General features: G+C 42.0%; 11 protein-coding genes and 4 pseudogenes. 1 reads left to right on the forward strand and 14 read right to left on the reverse strand.

Annotation, left to right across the window (positions count from 1 at the left end):
• Positions 1-23: 23 nt before the first annotated feature.
• Positions 24-938: pseudogene (locus tag FTU71_RS06720) on the reverse strand (type II toxin-antitoxin system HipA family toxin); the annotation flags it as partial.
• Positions 935-1,240, reverse strand: a pseudogene (locus FTU71_RS14655) (transcriptional regulator). The pseudogenes FTU71_RS06720 and FTU71_RS14655, both read right to left, overlap by 4 nt.
• 237 nt (positions 1,241-1,477) lie before the next feature.
• Between FTU71_RS14655 and FTU71_RS06730 the strand changes: the two are divergent.
• Positions 1,478-2,791 carry an ATP-binding protein gene (locus FTU71_RS06730; protein ID WP_070153175.1) on the forward strand — a complete coding sequence of 438 codons (1,314 nt, stop codon included), beginning with the start codon at positions 1,478-1,480 and terminating at the stop codon, positions 2,789-2,791.
• A 143-nt stretch (positions 2,792-2,934) separates the two neighbouring features.
• Here FTU71_RS06730 and FTU71_RS06735 read toward each other — a convergent pair whose 3' ends face one another.
• From FTU71_RS06735 to FTU71_RS06790, 12 genes and pseudogenes are all read right to left on the reverse strand, one after another.
• A complete protein-coding gene (locus FTU71_RS06735) occupies positions 2,935-4,053 on the reverse strand; it encodes a hypothetical protein (RefSeq protein WP_154320131.1) in 1,119 nt (372 codons plus the stop codon).
• A 10-nt stretch (positions 4,054-4,063) separates the two neighbouring features.
• Entirely contained in the window at positions 4,064-5,068 is a 1,005-nt protein-coding gene (locus FTU71_RS06740; RefSeq protein ID WP_070153169.1) for a YecA family protein, read from the reverse strand.
• Between the two features lie 18 nt (positions 5,069-5,086).
• Positions 5,087-6,436, reverse strand: coding sequence for a type II toxin-antitoxin system HipA family toxin (locus FTU71_RS06745; protein ID WP_154320132.1), 1,350 nt, complete (start codon positions 6,434-6,436; stop codon positions 5,087-5,089).
• Complete coding sequence (locus FTU71_RS06750; protein ID WP_070153163.1) at positions 6,426-6,716, reverse strand: helix-turn-helix transcriptional regulator; 291 nt, start codon at positions 6,714-6,716, stop codon at positions 6,426-6,428. The genes FTU71_RS06745 and FTU71_RS06750 overlap by 11 nt, the downstream gene beginning before the upstream one ends.
• 467 nt (positions 6,717-7,183) lie before the next feature.
• Positions 7,184-7,291, reverse strand: a pseudogene (locus tag FTU71_RS06755) (helix-turn-helix domain-containing protein); the annotation flags it as partial.
• Between the two features lie 110 nt (positions 7,292-7,401).
• Positions 7,402-7,965, reverse strand: a pseudogene (locus tag FTU71_RS06760) (response regulator transcription factor); the annotation flags it as partial.
• 1 nt (position 7,966) lies between these two features.
• On the reverse strand, positions 7,967-9,643 hold the full coding sequence (locus FTU71_RS06765; protein ID WP_154320133.1) for a phosphoethanolamine transferase: 1,677 nt from the start codon (positions 9,641-9,643) through the stop codon (positions 7,967-7,969).
• Positions 9,644-10,011: 368 nt separating this feature from the next.
• Positions 10,012-11,376 carry an ATP-binding protein gene (locus FTU71_RS06770; RefSeq protein WP_004974307.1) on the reverse strand — a complete coding sequence of 455 codons (1,365 nt, stop codon included), beginning with the start codon at positions 11,374-11,376 and terminating at the stop codon, positions 10,012-10,014.
• The gene (locus FTU71_RS06775) at positions 11,377-12,027 is read right to left on the reverse strand and encodes a response regulator (RefSeq protein ID WP_242770618.1); all 651 of its coding nucleotides are present in this window, start codon (positions 12,025-12,027) and stop codon (positions 11,377-11,379) included.
• Between the two features lie 84 nt (positions 12,028-12,111).
• The gene (locus FTU71_RS06780) at positions 12,112-13,419 is read right to left on the reverse strand and encodes a TolC family protein (protein WP_180062408.1); all 1,308 of its coding nucleotides are present in this window, start codon (positions 13,417-13,419) and stop codon (positions 12,112-12,114) included.
• The gene (locus FTU71_RS06785) at positions 13,419-13,742 is read right to left on the reverse strand and encodes a DUF3240 family protein (protein ID WP_004974301.1); all 324 of its coding nucleotides are present in this window, start codon (positions 13,740-13,742) and stop codon (positions 13,419-13,421) included. The genes FTU71_RS06780 and FTU71_RS06785 overlap by 1 nt, the downstream gene beginning before the upstream one ends.
• Positions 13,735-16,818: an efflux RND transporter permease subunit gene (locus FTU71_RS06790; RefSeq protein WP_004974298.1), complete on the reverse strand. Its 3,084-nt coding sequence runs from the start codon at positions 16,816-16,818 to the stop codon at positions 13,735-13,737. Before FTU71_RS06790 ends, FTU71_RS06785 begins: the two co-directional genes overlap by 8 nt.
• Positions 16,819-16,823 lie beyond the last annotated feature (5 nt).

The following is a 16,823-nucleotide window of genomic DNA, read 5'->3' on the forward strand; positions in this document are numbered from 1 at the left end:
CTTCCCCATGCCTTTACCCCCATACGCCAAAACTGAGCTAAATCAGCTGTGGTTTGTGCTCCACAATTGGAAATAAATTCAGCAATCTCTAAGTAGCTGGCACCTTGAGATTGTTCACCATCATAGTATTGAAGCTGTGTCATGGCCGACGAAAAATGCAGCCGCTTGTCACCGTCGCGGTCAAACCGTTTTGTTAAGAAGGTATGGTGCTGTGACGAAAATTGCCTCATCTCACTTGGAAACATGTCAACACCTGCCGCTAACGCCAATTCATAACAGACCATCTCCCACGCGCCCACATCATGGGTATCGTTTAAATTGGGAAACTTAGCAATCCACAAGTGGTCTTGTTCATCTGTGACACAAGCTTTGGGCCTTGCACCACCTAATGATGAGCCTGGAGAAATCAGCATTTTCAACCAGCGGTAATACTCGTCACTGTCGATGTTATCGTCTTTTTCAATCTGCATTGCTGCATGCTCTAGCTCTCGCAAAGAAGCCATTGGCGGCGCAGCAAATTCAGAATTGTCGTCCAAAAAAGCATTCGAGCCTGTTCGCTTAAATCGAATACCACCCATCCGGTAAGAGTCATTTACGCCCAGCAGGTAATCCAATTCGTTTAATCGACTTGTTGCTCGAATGCCTTTGCGCGCCTCAATCGCCGCACGCCGCTGCATTAAAATACGCCCCCATCTATCAGGCGATGAATCAAGAAATGCGCGGAAGCTTTTATCGACTTCATCGTTTTAGAGTACACCGGAGTGGAGGGTCAGGATGGGATCAATTTGCAAGCGATAGGCTGAGGTTAAAAATGCTTTATCGTAGGCAAAACTAAACACGCCACCTCGGCTTGAATCGCTGTAAGAAAGCAGCCCTATTAGCAAAGGTGCTTCAATTGGCTGCCAGTCGGCATAGACTTCAACGATTTCACGGCTCATCTTGAACCTTCCAGCAATTTTATGTTTTGCAGCTTGATACCCACTTCATCATGGGCGGCCATTTCTGCAAAGTTGCTTTCCATGCCAAGAACGGCCATCACCTTTAAGTAAGTGCCTATGGCAACGCCCGGATCACCGGCTAAGACTTAATTCACGGTTTTATGATCAAAACCAGTACGTTCACACAGTAGCTTTTTGGTAAAACCACGTCTTTTCATCGCCAACAGCAAGTCTTCACCAAACTGCGTCAGGATTTTACGCTGCTTTGGAAACAATATATTGTGTAAGTCACGCTTAGCCATATCACCAACCAAAGGGACTATATTCCCACTTTACTCAATATAATTGGATTTATATCCTACTTTTAGGTTTAGCTTGCGCGTTGGCCAAGGCGATGATGTGAATCCCTGAATGCCAAAGGTCATCAAATTACACTTTTATGCGCATAAAAATGTAAAATTCCGCACTTTTCTGCGCGTAAAAGTGTAGGCTGAGTTATACTACAGGCAGTTAACAGTCTTAATTGGCGGGAAATGACAATGCAGCGCAACTTACTAAACGCCCTAATAACATGGAAAAATCAACCGGTGCGCAAGCCATTATTGATCGATGGTGCAAGACAAACAGGTAAAACCTATCTGCTACAAGAGTTATTTGGGAATACCTTTGCCAACATCCTTCGTATCGACTTCCTTGAAAACCCTGCCTACAAAGAAGCGTTCGATGGCTCTCTGTCACCTGACGAGCTAGTAATGAATATTGAGTTGTTAACCAACCAAGCGTTCAACCCAGAAACCGATCTGCTGATATTAGATGAAATTGGCGAATGTGAACGTGCCGTTACCTCACTAAAGTACTTTGCTGAAAAAGCACCGTCCTATTTTGTCGCTGCCAGCGGCTCGAATATTGGTTTGCTCAACACCTTCCCTGTGGGCAAGGTAGAACAATACAATTTACGACCACTGACCTTCCAAGAATTTATTTACGCATCCAACGAGCAAGCGCTGATCAAAGCGTTTGATAGTCAAGCAAGCACACCGGCAGTACACACCAAATTGATGGACAAACTCACTGACTACTTTTTTACTGGTGGTATGCCGGAAGCCGTTTCTGCTTGGTATCAGTATAAGGATTCAAGCATTCTAGAGCGTGTTGAAAAAGTCACAAAAATTCATGCCGATTTAGTGGAAGGTTATCGCCGCGATTTTGGTAAGTACGCGGGCAAGGTCGACACCACACTGATTGAATCGGTATTTAATAGCATTCCAGCCCAGCTATCACTTGTCAGCGATGAGTCGGTTAAACGCTTTAAATTTAAGCATGTGCATGAGCGTAAATCTCGTTATAGCGATTTTGAAACCGCGATCCATTGGCTTAACTGCTGCCGCCTAGCTTTGCCAAACTACCCTATTGAAGGATTGCCGAAATCTCCGTTAGCGGCCTATAAAAAAGAAAATATGGTGAAACTGTTTTTGTTTGATGTGGGTCTGCTTAATCATATGCTCGGCAGCAGTTATAAAGAAATTAAGCAACAAAACTATGAATACAAAGGTTATGTGGCTGAAAACTTTGTGCAACAAGAGCTCACTGCCATTGGCGTTGACCCAAGCTATTCATGGAATGACGCCCGTGCCGAAATCGAATTTATTTTGGCGACCGATGAAGGCGATATCGTCCCTGTGGAGGTCAAAAGTGGTAAACGTACAAGAGCAAAATCGTTGGCATCCTACGTTGAAAAATGTACTCCAAGTAAAACCTTTAAGTTAACGGGTACACAAGGCTCATCCGCATTAGAGCAAACCAATATCGTGATGCCTTTGTATTTCACGCAGTATTTACCACAGAGATGGTAAAAGCGCGTTACTTAGACCCCGAGGTCTACACAAAGTGACTTCATAGGTAACAATTTGTAGACCTTTGGTGGGCTTACAACCTTTCAACCAACCCTCAATCGGTTTTTTGCTAACGTCATTTGGCCAGCCTATCGCCTCATCGTTTAAAGCAAATCACTCAAGCGATTTAACAGTGCTTTACGGCTATTATTCGCCACAACAAAGCGCTTAAAACGTTGTTCAAACGCCGCTTCATCAGCTTTGAACTGATAGGCCTCAAACAGCTGATGCAGATAGCGTGATGCCGCATCGTAACCACTGGCGCAAGTTCGATCCGCTTGCTCTTGTGATTGCTGCCAGTAGTGCTCACGTTGATTGTAGATATACGTCAACGCTTTTTCTTTTTCCGCTTTTTCGATAGCTAATTTTTTTGCGAGTGCTGCGGCTTGCTCTTGCTGTAATTGACTTTGCGCTTGCTCAATGAAAGGAGAAATGACGGCGGAAGTTAACCAGTATTGATAGATCTCGTCTGTGTTGACAGGTTCTTTTCGCGTCAGCGCTAAGGCTTGGTGACGGGTTAGCTGGCCTTGCTCAAACAACGTGCGTAATAGCGTGTCTTTCTCTGCTTGCGAGAGATTATGGATCCACGCATCAAGCGTAAGCTGAGTTTGTTTGGCTTGGTGACTGGGTTGTTCGCTCAGCACCATGGCGAGCGCCTTAACCAATGCTAAGGGAATATCATACAGCGCAGCAAACGCCTGCTCCTCTTCCCTGAGGTGCTCAAAATCGAATTGAATTAACGGCACTCGCTCAACGCCATCATTAAAATCAAACGCTTTGAGCCACATTAAGTACACAAGGCGCCAATCCCCTTGCATTAACCCGCCGCGTAAAGCGGCTAAATGCTGGAAAAAGTCGTCAGCATGCTCATCGTCAAAATACTCATCACACTCCTCAAGGGAAAAAATCAGCAACTGCCACTCATCGTTTTCGTGAACATGAAGTCCATCACTTGAAAAGCCAAGTAACGCATCTGGAAGCGTTCCTGCTGGTAGCTTGATGTATACATCGATTGAGCCCCAATCGGCATAGTAAAAACCGATATCAAAGTATTTTAACATCAGCTCAAAAGGCTCGGCCTTTAGATCACTGTAGGTGTAATACACCTGAAAGGCCGTAGCGCTGATCTCGGCACGGCTTGAAATGGCTCTGAGTGCTTGACGTGCTTTAGCATCTAAATACCCATCCAGACGCTCAAATTTATAGTATTGAAATTCGCTCACGGTGACCTTGCTATTTATTTATTGTGAATTGAAAAGTTTGTTTTAACAAAGGCTGTACCTGAATCACTCTGGCGACTTGTTCAGCGTTTATATAACGTCTTGGGTCAATCGTTACAAATCCCCAAAACTGCAAAAATCGCTCAATAAATCGTGATTCGATGAGCATACTTAAGTTTCTTTCTGGCGAGAAGTAATCATCCGTAGGGAATACCAGCAATAGATTAGGGAAAGCTGTCATCACCTCTTTCACAAGCTGCTCCACACTGTTGTGGCTTTGAATACGCCACAGCATAAACAACCAAAAAGTGCGCAAGTCGACATCGTATTCGAAACTGTCCAAATAACCCCAGTTATATTTGCTGATAGCGGCCTCTAACATAGGTTTGAAAAAGGCCTGTATGCCTAGCGCTTGATACTGCTTTTGCGCTGATTTTTTTACATGGTAGCGGCCACTGCGCCGATAAATAATACCGCTAATTTCGGCAAGCACTCGGGTGTAGTGCAAGGCATTAAATTTGTCTTCATTGCTGCCCGAAAACTCGCTGATGCTTATACTACGTTCTAATTGAGCAACGGCAAACTCAGGCAATAACTCACTGGCCTGTTTAACCAACTTAGCCGGTAAGTTGCCTTTACTCGTGGCTTTGAAGGAGCCTTCTTGCGCCATGGCCTCATCAAGAATGAGGGCTAGATAACGCATTATTGGGCTGGCAGAAAGAGAGTCGGGAGTGCAAATTGTCACCCACTTTAATTCATCAAAAGGCGCATAAAGCCAATTGGCCATTTGCGTTGGCGTTACGCCACAAAAATCGGGATGAGGTTGATGATTGCGTTCTTGCACTTTGTGCTGCAAAGCGGCATTGAGTTCATCAAGACTCAAATTTGGGTTCATTGCCAGCATGGTTTCAACATCATCGAAGACTTGGGCATGTTGCTTGGAAACGCTGCTCATACAACAACGTTTAAATTTTTTACCACTGCCACAATGGCAAGGATCGTTTCGGCCGAGCTTCATTACTGTCCCTTCTTATTGTTATAGAAAAAGCGCTGCATTTTCTTGTTTACGCTGCTCCAATGTCTTAGCAATCACGGACATTGTTGTTTTACTGATCCCTTGTTGCTTGGCAAGATACGTAAATTGGCTGATGGCTTCTGCGACTTCTTCAATAACTTGCTTTGCATCATTCCAATTCGCAAAGCCAGCACTAGTAGCAAGTTTTTGCATCACCTTAAGCGATGGCGCTTTGCCATAACCGCCGAAAGCAGTGGCGTGTTCGTTGAATGGATGTGGGCTGTAGGTAACATCGTAAAAAGGTGCAGGGTTCCATTGACCGTCATCCGCTTGCAAAAACGCCCAGTTTTTACTGTGGTCGTCTTGGTTAGACGACAGCAGGTTAAAAACGGCACGGCGAAATTGCAGCTGCCCAGCAGCAGGAGATTTACACAACTGACGGCTGGCTTTGATCAAGTCAATATAATCTAAACTTGGCGTTCGAAAGTCTGCATCCAGCAGCCCGCAAGCGCTGTGCATATGCAAGCGACCTGAACTGCGATTACCGCTTAAACGGGCCTGCTCCGTGACATAATCAAAACGCTTAAGCGCCAACCAGGCAGACGCACCGCTTGTAGTTGGTGCTTCAATGAGTTGCCAGACTGGTGGTTGGCACTTGGCAAGCTCGGCCATTTGCAAATAAACCGCTTCACACAACCCTTCTTCATGCCCGAGCGCGAGATTTTTCGAGGTAAACTTAATCAGCCAAGCCTCATCTCCAGGCTGAGCAAAGGTTCGACAATGCTGAGTTTCCCCTGCAGGCATATAAATCTGCGCCTTAGGCCTTGCTCCACCCGAACTACCACCGGCGACTAATGCGGCCAACACCTGTTGCGTATGCCCATCTAACTCATCGTGATTATCATCCATATAATCTGACATTGAAGCATCGAACAGCGTTTGTGCTTCTAAGCCCAAGGTTGCTAAATCAATGTCCGCGTATGTCGTGGCTGAAAACTCAGACACCGGAGCAAAAGACAGCGCTCCCATGCCTTTATCACCGACAAAGGCCAGTCTATCCATCGCCGTTAATTGATTAGGTAGGATGCCCTTTTGCCGGAAAATACGATCTTGTAACAACATGCCCCAGCCATCGGGCAAACAATCCCCAAATACGCCATGTACACCTTGGTGCGGCGCTTTAGGTGCGGCTTGAACTAGCGTATTCGCTTGCAAGGTAAACGGTGATAAATTGCCAAACTGCTGCAAATAGTCGTCAGTATACTGAAAAAAAACGCCTTGCCGATTCTGCGCCAAGACTCCAACAGATATCTGCTCACCTGAGCTTAGCGTACGAGTAACATTAAGCTTCTGAATCGGTTTAAAACTCATCTTTTAGCACCTCATCAATACTCATGGGTATAGCAGCGCGTTCTTTGCTAAGTTGCGTGAGCTGATAAAGCCTATCTAGCGAATCAAGTGTCTGCCATAGCAACAGCAATTGACGAAATGAAATTTGCCCGGTCAGCTCAAATTTCTTAATGGTGGCCGCAGGTACGCAGCTTCGCTCAGCCAATGCAGCGCGCGACAGCTTTGCCTGCTTGCGTAACTCACGTAAATAAGCCGCATAAGCTTGGCTTACATCGGTATCATCAAGTAAGGTAAAATTCATCCGTAAAGACCAAATGGATACAGTTATATCCATTATAGCGAAATAAAACATAAAGTGGATACTATGATATCCATAATTGCGTAGAGTGTTGAAAAAATCACTCGATAAAGCCCTTCAAAACTGCTATTTTTAGACCCTAACAGCAGCATAAGATTAACCCGTTAGGTCAGGTGGCCTAACTTAAATAAAAAAGTCTCCGACAAACCCGGTACGGTTCAGCCATATATAACTCCATCAACCTGATTTTTTACCATTCGGTTTACCTAATTAATCATCACAAAATTATGTTGGTGATTATTTGGTAAATTTTTAAAAACTTATGTGACCAAAATTAAACGATCTTAATAAACATTAATTCCAATAAAAATATTTTAAAACGTAAGTTATTGATGTTATTGTACTTATATACACAGCAATTTATACAATTTAATGTAAATTATGTTGGTGACTATTGCCAAGGTTGGGGTTTCTTGTAGAGTGGCAACTTCCGCAACACTTTTACCTTCAGAAAGCCAGAGAATAGTTTGGGCACGTTGTCTTTCACGCCAATGTTTTGCATGCTTGGCCAGAAAAATGAGTCATTCTCGCTGTTCTAAACTAAGTGGTACAGAAACAATTCGAGGCATGTGTGAACATCTGTTAACTAAAAAAACTTTTTCGCATGATTAGTTATTTTTGTCAACTTATCGAAATCATAAAGTTTGTCTTCTAAATCGTTTTTAGAAAAAATTTTGCTAGGATGCATGAGGAGTGCAGTGAGAATAGACCATTCCCGATTAGACAACTCGATCGGTTCACCATTAAAGCATACGATGTGCTGTTCCAGGTCCAGTTCCAGCCCACTGTGTGATAATTTCTTATTCATATCTGTCACAGTATTTTTTAAGCCGGCACGTCGGATTAAGGCATGAATACGGGCCAGCAGTTCGTCAAACTCATAGGGTTTAATCAAGTAGTCATCAGCTCCCTGATTCAGCCCATCTACCCGGTTTTGTAATTGATCCCGGGCAGAGATAATCAATACCGGTAAATTCGGAAACTTCTGCCGGATATTTTTTAGCACCAACATGCCATCCATCATTGGCAAACCTAAATCGAGCAGCACAATATCGTAGACCTGCTGCTGTAATTGTTTTAAACCCTCAATCCCATTATTGACCCAGTACACCTCAAACTGATGCAGTTTAAGCAATGTTTCAGTCGACTCGGCAATCATAAAGTCATCTTCAATAATCAGTATTTTATGCATTTCAAGCTCTGTTTTTTAATGATGATGAGCATTGTGCAAGCATATCATTTTTAGCTTCAATCACTTGCGTTTTTATATCCAGCATACTTAATAAGCTGGGGAAAAGATGATCGTGACTGCGTGCCTGTCCGGTCTGTGTTTTTAAACAGTTTAGCTGCAGGGCATTATACTGTTGCCAGGTATCAGAAAACCACATCAGCATTGGGATATGGGTTTGCTGCGTGGGCGCCATGCTATAAGGAGCACCATGCAGGTATAAACCGTGCTCTCCGGTAGATTCTCCATGATCAGACAGATACCAGAAACCGGTTTGATATTGAGTCTGTTGCTTTAAAGTTTCAATGATCTCGGCAAGAACATGGTCTGTATATACAATCGAATTATCATAGCTATTCTTTAATTCTTCTGTACTGCAGCCCTGAATGGCATTGGTATTACAGGTCGGTTGAAATGGCTGATATGGTGCTTTGGAGCGCTTGAAATATGCGGGGCCATGACTGCCCATCTGATGCAGTACAATTAACTGCGGTTTCGAGTTGTTTTTATCCAGATGCGCCAGATAATCTTTCAGGCTATCCACCAGGATTTCATCAAAACATTCACCACCAGCATCACACCATCTCTGTTTCAGTTGGGCTGGAATCTGGTATTTTTGTACGCGGTCACAGGCACCTTTACAGCCCGAATTATTATCAATCCAGGTCACCTGATAACCGGCCCGCTGAGCAATATCCAGCAAACCTTCTCGGTGGCTAGCCAACTGTTCATTATAGTTTTGACGTGTCATCCCTGAAAACATACACGGTACTGAAACAGCTGTGGCAGTTCCGCAAGAACTGACTTGATTGAAATTAATTATCGGTAACTTGCTCAGTTCAGGATTGGTATTGCGTGCATAACCATTTAAAGCAAAACTCTCGGCACGTGCAGTCTCCCCAACCACCAGCACCATCAATTTGGGTTGTTTCTGTATTTGAGCCTGCTGCAGCAGATGGGCATCTTCACCATAAGGAATCAAAGGCAAATTGGCTTTAGGTGCTTTCTTTTTATAGTAGGATACGGTGGATGCAATACTATTTTGCGGGGAAATCATGCCCTTCAGATCGCGGTGCTCGCGGAAGATGGCTGCATAATCGACATAAAAACAGAATAACAGTCCTAGAATCAATACGGCCGAAAACAGACTGCTCAGGCTTTTATGCAACAATTGACGCCCGAAAGATGCAGGCTGAATGTTCAGCATCCAGACGATACACAAAGGAAAAATCACAAAGACCAGCGTCCAGATCACCAGCCGTATTGACCAGAGATCACGGACTTCCCGGGCATCGGTCTGCAGCATATTCTGGATCTGGTCCGGCGTAATAACAACCCCCAGACTATTGACAAAATAAGCACTAAAACCGCCCAGAATGATCAGCACACTGGCCAGTATCTTGGCATTCCATTTCCAGTTCAGCCACTGCAAGACCAGATTGTACAAGCCGATAACTACCAAGACTGTAGCCGCCAATAATGCGTCTGCCTTGAGGTTGGTATAAGGCGTCAGTTGATGGATTTTCTGATAGAAAGCAAAGTTTAAGACCAGTCCCAGCCAAATGGCGAGTAACAGGTTGAAGCGTGCAAGGCTGAGGGGTTTGATCTGGCGTAGACCGGGAAAAGAAGGCAGCTTAAGCATTTTTTTTAGTTCAAAGACTTTAATATGCTTTAGCCTAAAATTTGAATCTTAAAAATGACTTAAAATAATCTGAGAGCTACAAAAACTTATACATATTTTGATTTCAAATCAAATCTGATAAAACCAAAAATGCAGCCCAAGCACGTTGGGGAAAATCCGCAAGTAATGCTCAAGCAAATCATGAGCACAGCCCGAGTATTACTCAAGTCATGCTTGAACCAGGCCCTGGACTGCCACCATTCTCCTAGACAAATTTCGTCTATTCTTTTTGCATAGGAGAGAACATTATGAGTGGACAACGATATACGCCAGCATTTAAATTAAATTTATAAATCAATATGATAAAATCTATTTTTTTGACTATCGTTTTAATAAATATTCAATTTTTTGAAAAATTCAATTCTGACAATCAATCCTCCAACTGCATTTGCACGTTGTAAAGTAATCTTGCCTAAATGAGAGTCAATAATCTGCTTCACAATAGATAATCCCAGACCACTTCCTACTACAGAACTGGCTTGATTTATTCTATAAAAACGCTGAAATATAAATGGGATTTGTGCTTCATCTAGACCTATGCCGTTATCTTCAACCTGTATAAAACTACCATTTCCAATACTTCCACAACTGACTTTAATAATAGGTTTATGTATTGAACTACGATAAAGAATGGCATTTTCGAGTATATTTCTCAACATAATTTCCAACTGATCTGACTGCCCCCAAACGCACACTGAGGTGAGATGCAATTGTAAGTCTACACCTGCTTTTCTGAACTGAATACCCATCATTTCAACTGTACCTTTAACAATATCTACCAAATCAATATTGCTTTTGTTTTGTGTGGCATTCGGTTCAAGCCTCGCTAATGTAAGCAACTGAGTAATCATTCTTGATGCTTTGTCTACTCCTGTAATAATGTCCTGTGCAGCTTCCTTAGACTCCTCATTGGAACGTGCATTTTGAAGTACTTGGGCATGTAAGCGTATAGCAGCTAATGGTGTACGGAGTTCATGAGCGGCATTTGAGGTAAAACGTTTTTCACGTTGCATACTTTCAGCAATCTCACTAAGTAAGGTATTTAAAGAGCTCACTAAAGGTTCTATTTCTTTCGGTACAACTGGCTTAATTGGATTTAAATGTTCAATGGATTGTTTTTCTAAGTTTTGACTAATGCTATATACAGCCAATAAATGACGACGGATCGTGCAAATAATCAACCATAATAATAATGGCAAAAATATGATTGAAACCAAAATCAAAAACAGCAACATATCTTGCTGAATATCTTTTCGAATTGTCCAAACCTGCGCAATTTGTACCTGTATTGTATGCGTACTATCCCAAACAGAATAACTACGATAAGTATTATTATTCAGTTTAATCCAACCAAAATTATCTTGCTGAACAAATGGCTGTGTTTCCACACCAATAGAACGATAAATTAATTGTCCATCACGATGCCAAATTTGAAATACAATTTGGTCATAATGCTCACCCTTAGCTTTTTCAATCACTGTATGCTGCGGTACTTTTCCATCTAGGGTACTTAGAGTCGTAGACAATAAAGCATGAGCAGTTTCTGCTAATGACTTATCAAAAATATTATTGGCAGTGTTTTGCATTCCCCAATAAATACTTCCTAAACTACCCAACCAAACGCTAGTGGTAATTGCCAGTAAAATTATAGATAAGCGCTGGGTTAATGAATAGCTGCGAATTGGATCAGCCATTTAATGCTGTTCATCCATGATATATCCAAAACCTTGTACTGTACGGATAATATTTTTACCTAATTTCCGACGCAAGTTATGAATATGGACTTGTACAACATTACTACTCACATCAACGTCATAAGCATAAAATGAATTTTCTATATTTTCACGCGAAATTACACGACCACGATTGAGAGTAAATAACTCCAATAAATGAAACTCTTTATGTGTCAACTCAATTTCGACTTGATTTAACAGTACTTGTTTACTCGCTTTGTTAATACTAATATTTCCAACCTGAATTAGGTCCCCTACCTCTCCTGAAATTCGGCGTAATACAGCATGAATCCTTGCTACGACCTCATGTAAATCATAAGGTTTAACAACAAAATCATCAGCTCCTGCCTCTAGACCTGTAATACGATCATCAACTTGATCTTGAGCAGTCAGAATAATAATTCCAACTTGATTCTTTTTGCGACGTAGTGATTTTAAAATTTCAATCCCATTTCGATCAGGCAAACCTAAGTCTAGTAGAATAAAGTGATAATGATAACTCACTAAAAAATGGTACGCTTGCTCTGCTGTGCTCGCAATGTCAACTACAAAGCCCATTTGATCTAGACCACGTGCAGTTGCTTTTGCCAACAAGCTATCATCTTCTACCAATAGAACTCTCATAACACCTTTTTCTCTTGCTTACCAAACTACAGCGCAAATTTATAATCCCTACTATGCTCGTAAATATTACTGTTAAATTCTATCCATCTCATGTAAAGGCCACAATTGATGAGAATCAAGTAATAAGGAACTCATACTTTCTGCATAATCTACTTTAGCTTGATCGACTCGGCTACGTGCTTCAATCAATTGCTGCGAATGCAACAAAAGCTCATTGAGATTCAACTCACCTAATTTATACGCTTTTTGCATCAAGTGATGTTGTTGTTGCAACAGTTGTAAGTTTTCTTGCGCCTTCGTATTCCGTACAGTCGCTGACTCCATTTGAATCACCCACCCCTGTATTTCTTGACGCAGACGTTTTTCTACACGCAATACCTCCAAATCCGCTTTTTTTGCTTCTGCCGCTGCCATTCCTGAAGCAATACCGACTTGTCGCGCAGTCAAAGGAATTGAAACACTAACCCCTAATAAATTCTCCTCTCCCGATTGCTCCCTACTGTAACCAAAACCAATCGTAGGATCTGGCAGTCTATTAAGCTGCTCTCTTTTTAATACTGCGTATTGCTGTGTAGCTTGCATCCTTACGAGTGCTAACTCATGATTAACTGACAAAATTTTCTGTACCCACTCTGCTTGACTATACTGTATAGGGCTAGGCTGTATAACATCGCTGCTCCACTGTTCAGGGATCTTTCCTCTATAATCGCGGGCCAACAATTGCTGAGCTTGAATATATGCAGCTTTAGCTTGTATATATTGTTCCTCAAGTTGTTGGTACTCATTCTTCAAGAGCATTAGCTCAAGTCGTGGTGCATCTCCTGCTCGAATACGTTGTTCAGTCACTTGGATAAATTGCTGAATTTGATCCAGCTGTTCTTGCAGTCGCTTCAAATGCAATGTGCTTCGCATATAAGCAAACCAACTATTTAACAACATTTTAGATGCTTGATGTTGAGCATTCTCATACTTCAGTTCTGCAATACTTGAAATACGTTGTGCTAGATCTTGATCTAGCCGGTATTTATTAGGCAAACGTATTTGTTTTTCTATCCCCAAACTAGGTTCATAACTATTGGCTTGTTTTCGCTCTAGTTGTGTATCCGTCTTACGTACTTGCATACCGGCTGTAACAGTCCACGGATTTTGCCCTACTTTTAATCCTTGTCGGGCAAAGTCTGCATAATCTTGCTCTGATATTGCAGCACGCACATTCGGATGTTCTACTAGACTCTGTTGTACTGCTTCAAGTGGTGGCAAAGCAGCTTCAAGTTGAGGTTTTGCAATTGCTGTCGAAGCCACTGTAAAACAATAGCCCAACCCAAACAGATACCAAATTTGGCCTAGAAGTGTTGATTTAAATTTGATATTTAATGTCATTAGTCAAGTGCTCCTTGGCTCATATAACCAGAAATTAATGTAGGTATGACCCAATAAAAACAATCACTTGATTTAAATTTTTGCTGAATATGCGCCAAAACCAATGATACAGATTCGTGTTGTACAATCAGCAATATAAGATTCCGTTCAGTTGCTCCGCGAATTTTTTCCTGAACATTACGATAATGTTGGCGATTACCAAACCCTTGTGCGTTGACACAAGTACACCCTGAAATCAACTCAGGAATTAACCACAAATGCTCCATAAGTTCTTCAGCAATATCAGAGGACACGTTAATAGAGAGTTGGCATATTTCAGACATGATGATCTCGCGCTAAACCAAATTTTTTAAACAAGTTAGGAAGTAAAATCAGAGTCAGCAAAGTACAAGAAATAAGCCCTCCAATCACAACTATCGCCAATGGACGTTGAATCTCGGCACCAGGGCCAGTAGTAAATAACAATGGGATCAAACCTAAAGCTGCAATACTCGCGGTCATCATGACTGGACGTAAACGGCGCATAGCACCTTCACGAACAACTTCCTCAATTGCAACACCACGAGAAATCAGTTGATTAAAATAACTAATCATCACTAAACCATTCAGTACAGCAATCCCCATCAAGGCAATAAAACCAACTGATGCAGGAACAGATAAATACTCACCTGTTAATGCTAATGCAAATACTCCACCGACTAACGCAAAGGGAATATTGACGAAAACCAATACGGCTTGACGCACCGAACCCAAAGTCGTAAATAGTAAAAAGAAGATCATTGTTAATGCAGCAGGTACAACAAGCATTAAGCGAGCAGCCGCACGTTGTTGGTTTTCAAATTGCCCCCCCCATTTGAGTGAGTAGCCGGTTGGTAACTTGACTTTCTCTGCAACCAATTGTTTTGCTTCATCTACAAAACTAACTAAATCACGATCACGTACGTTGGCACGTACCACTGACATTCGTGATGCATTTTCACGATCAATTTTTACGACACCCTCAGTCTTAACCACTTCTGCTAAAGATAACAATGGCACTGCAGCTGCATTCTCAATTGGCAAGGCAATATTGGAAAATTCAAAACTCGACTCTCCCAAACGTGGATCCCCTTTCATCATTAATGGAACAGGGCGCCCCTGTTCAATAATGGAACCTATTTCTTTGCCTTCCACGAGCATCTTGAGTTGGGCTTGAACATTTTGACTGTCCAATTGATTTCGTATAGCCATATCACGATGGATTCGCAGCTCTTGATACTGTACTCCCGAATTTTCGAGTGTCATGACATCTTCATTGCCTTCAATGCCTTGTAGAACTATTGCAATTTGCTTTGATAAATCATTAAGCTGGTCTAAATCACTTCCAAAAATTTTGACAGCCAAATCTCCTCGTACTCCAGACAACATTTCTGAAGTGCGCATCTCTATGGGTTGACTAAATGTTAAGTTCACGCCAGGAACATCTTGAAGTACAAGACGAATTTTTTCTAAAATTTGCTCTTTATTTTTGACTTGCCATTGCGTTTGTGGTTTTAGCACAATGAAACTATCTGTTTCATTTAACCCCATAGGGTCTAATCCCAATTCATCAGAACCTGTACGTGCCACAATTCTTTCAACTTCAGGCACTTGTTCCAAAATACGTTTTTGAATATCCAGATCTAATGCAATTGAGTTTTGTAAGCTAATCGAAGGGATTTTTTCTAACTGTAAAATAGTATCTCCCTCATCCATGGTTGGCATAAATGACTTTCCAATGAATGGGAAAATCAATGCAGCCAGAAGTAAGGTACCACCTGCTAAGACATAAATCTGTTTAGGATGGGCTAAACTCAGATTCAAAAGTTTTCGGTAACCAGTTTCTAATTTAGCTACTAAAAAGGGTGTGTGATGTGCTTTCGGTTTTAGAAAGAATGAACACAGTACAGGAATCACTGTCAAAGAAAAAATTAGTGAACTTGATAAAGCAAATACAATTGTTAAAGCCACAGGTGAAAAGAGCTTCCCTTCCAATCCTTCAAGCGTGACCAATGGAATAAACACTAACATAATAATGATCATGCCTGCTGTGACTGGTACTGCAACCTCAGACACTGCGCGGTAAATCATATTTAATGGCGGTAAAAAAGAACGTTGCGGTGACTCTTTTGCTTCAGCAAGTTGCATTTCAATATTTTCAACCACTACAACTGCAGCATCCACTAATAAACCAATCGCAATCGTCAAACCACCTAAAGACATTAAATTGGCACTTAAACCAAAATGGTGCATCATCAAAAAAGTACTTAGTGCAGATAATGGTAAAACTGCCGCAACCACTAAAGCAGACCTTAGGTTTCCTAAGAACAATAAAAGTAAAATCAAGACTAAGACAATAGCTTCTAATAACGTTTTACTTACGGTATGAATGGCTCGGTTTACCAACTCACCACGATCATAAAATGGTTCAATCGTTGTACCCTGTGGCAGAGTTTTTTCAATGTCGGACAAATGCTCACGAACATGTTGAACGACTTGACGTGCATTCGCACCTTTTAAAGTTAATACAATACCTTGGACAGCCTCACCTTGGCCATTTTCAGTCACTGCACCATAGCGTGTGAGTGCTCCAGTATGTACCTGTGCAACATCTTTAACCCGCACCAATGTTCCTTGATGGCTAGAAACAATAATATCGCCTAACTCTTCAAGGTTTCTGACGCGGCTATCGCTTCGGATCAGTAATGACTCTCCATTTTCATTAAGCCGCCCAGCACCATCACTGGCATTATTTAGCTCGATTGCCTGTTGTAGCTGTGTTAAAGATAAGCCTCGTGCCGCCAGGGCCTCTAAATTAGGGGTCACTTCAAATGTACGAACAAGTCCCCCCAAAGCGTTAACATCGGCGACCCCTTCAATTTTACGAAGTTGTGGACGAACCACCCGATCAAGTAGAGTTCGTTTTTCCATATCACTGAGTGGCCCATGTAAGGTAAACATAAAAGATTCACCTAATGGGGTCGTCATGGGTGCAATTCCACCTGACGTACTACTTGGTAATGCAGACATCACATTACTTAAACGTTCATTCACCTGTTGTCTAGCCCAATAAGGGTCAGTGCCTTCAGCAAAGTCTAATGTGATAATCGCAATCGCGTATTTAGATTGCGAACGCATTACTGTCTGATGAGATATTCCCAACATTTCTTGTTCAATGGGTACAACAATACGGCTTTCCACCTCTTCGGGCGTCATGCCGGGCGATTTCATCACAATTTGTACTTGCGTACTTGACACATCAGGAAAAGCATCAATTGGTAGTTTCGTAAAAGCAATGTAGCCTGCCACACTGATCGCCAATGTGAGCAATAATATTAAAATGCGCTGACTAAGTGAAAAGGCGATAAGACGTTTTAACATATGTC

The sequence above is a fragment of the Acinetobacter sp. YH12136 genome (assembly GCF_013418545.1).
Lineage (GTDB): Bacteria > Pseudomonadota > Gammaproteobacteria > Pseudomonadales > Moraxellaceae > Acinetobacter > Acinetobacter towneri.

Bases quoted from the DNA above. Each gene is read 5' to 3' on its own strand.
- FTU71_RS06730 (WP_070153175.1), top strand. From the start codon at position 1,478: ATGCAGCGCAACTTACTAAACGCCCTAATAACATGGAAAAATCAACCG.
- FTU71_RS06740 (WP_070153169.1), bottom strand. From the start codon at position 5,068: ATGAAGCTCGGCCGAAACGATCCTTGCCATTGTGGCAGTGGTAAAAAA.
- FTU71_RS06745 (WP_154320132.1), bottom strand. From the start codon at position 6,436: ATGAGTTTTAAACCGATTCAGAAGCTTAATGTTACTCGTACGCTAAGC.
- FTU71_RS06750 (WP_070153163.1), bottom strand. From the start codon at position 6,716: ATGAATTTTACCTTACTTGATGATACCGATGTAAGCCAAGCTTATGCG.
- FTU71_RS06765 (WP_154320133.1), bottom strand. From the start codon at position 9,643: ATGCTTAAGCTGCCTTCTTTTCCCGGTCTACGCCAGATCAAACCCCTC.
- FTU71_RS06770 (WP_004974307.1), bottom strand. From the start codon at position 11,376: ATGGCTGATCCAATTCGCAGCTATTCATTAACCCAGCGCTTATCTATA.
- FTU71_RS06780 (WP_180062408.1), bottom strand. From the start codon at position 13,419: ATGACATTAAATATCAAATTTAAATCAACACTTCTAGGCCAAATTTGG.
- FTU71_RS06785 (WP_004974301.1), bottom strand. From the start codon at position 13,742: ATGTCTGAAATATGCCAACTCTCTATTAACGTGTCCTCTGATATTGCT.
- FTU71_RS06790 (WP_004974298.1), bottom strand. From the start codon at position 16,818: ATGTTAAAACGTCTTATCGCCTTTTCACTTAGTCAGCGCATTTTAATA.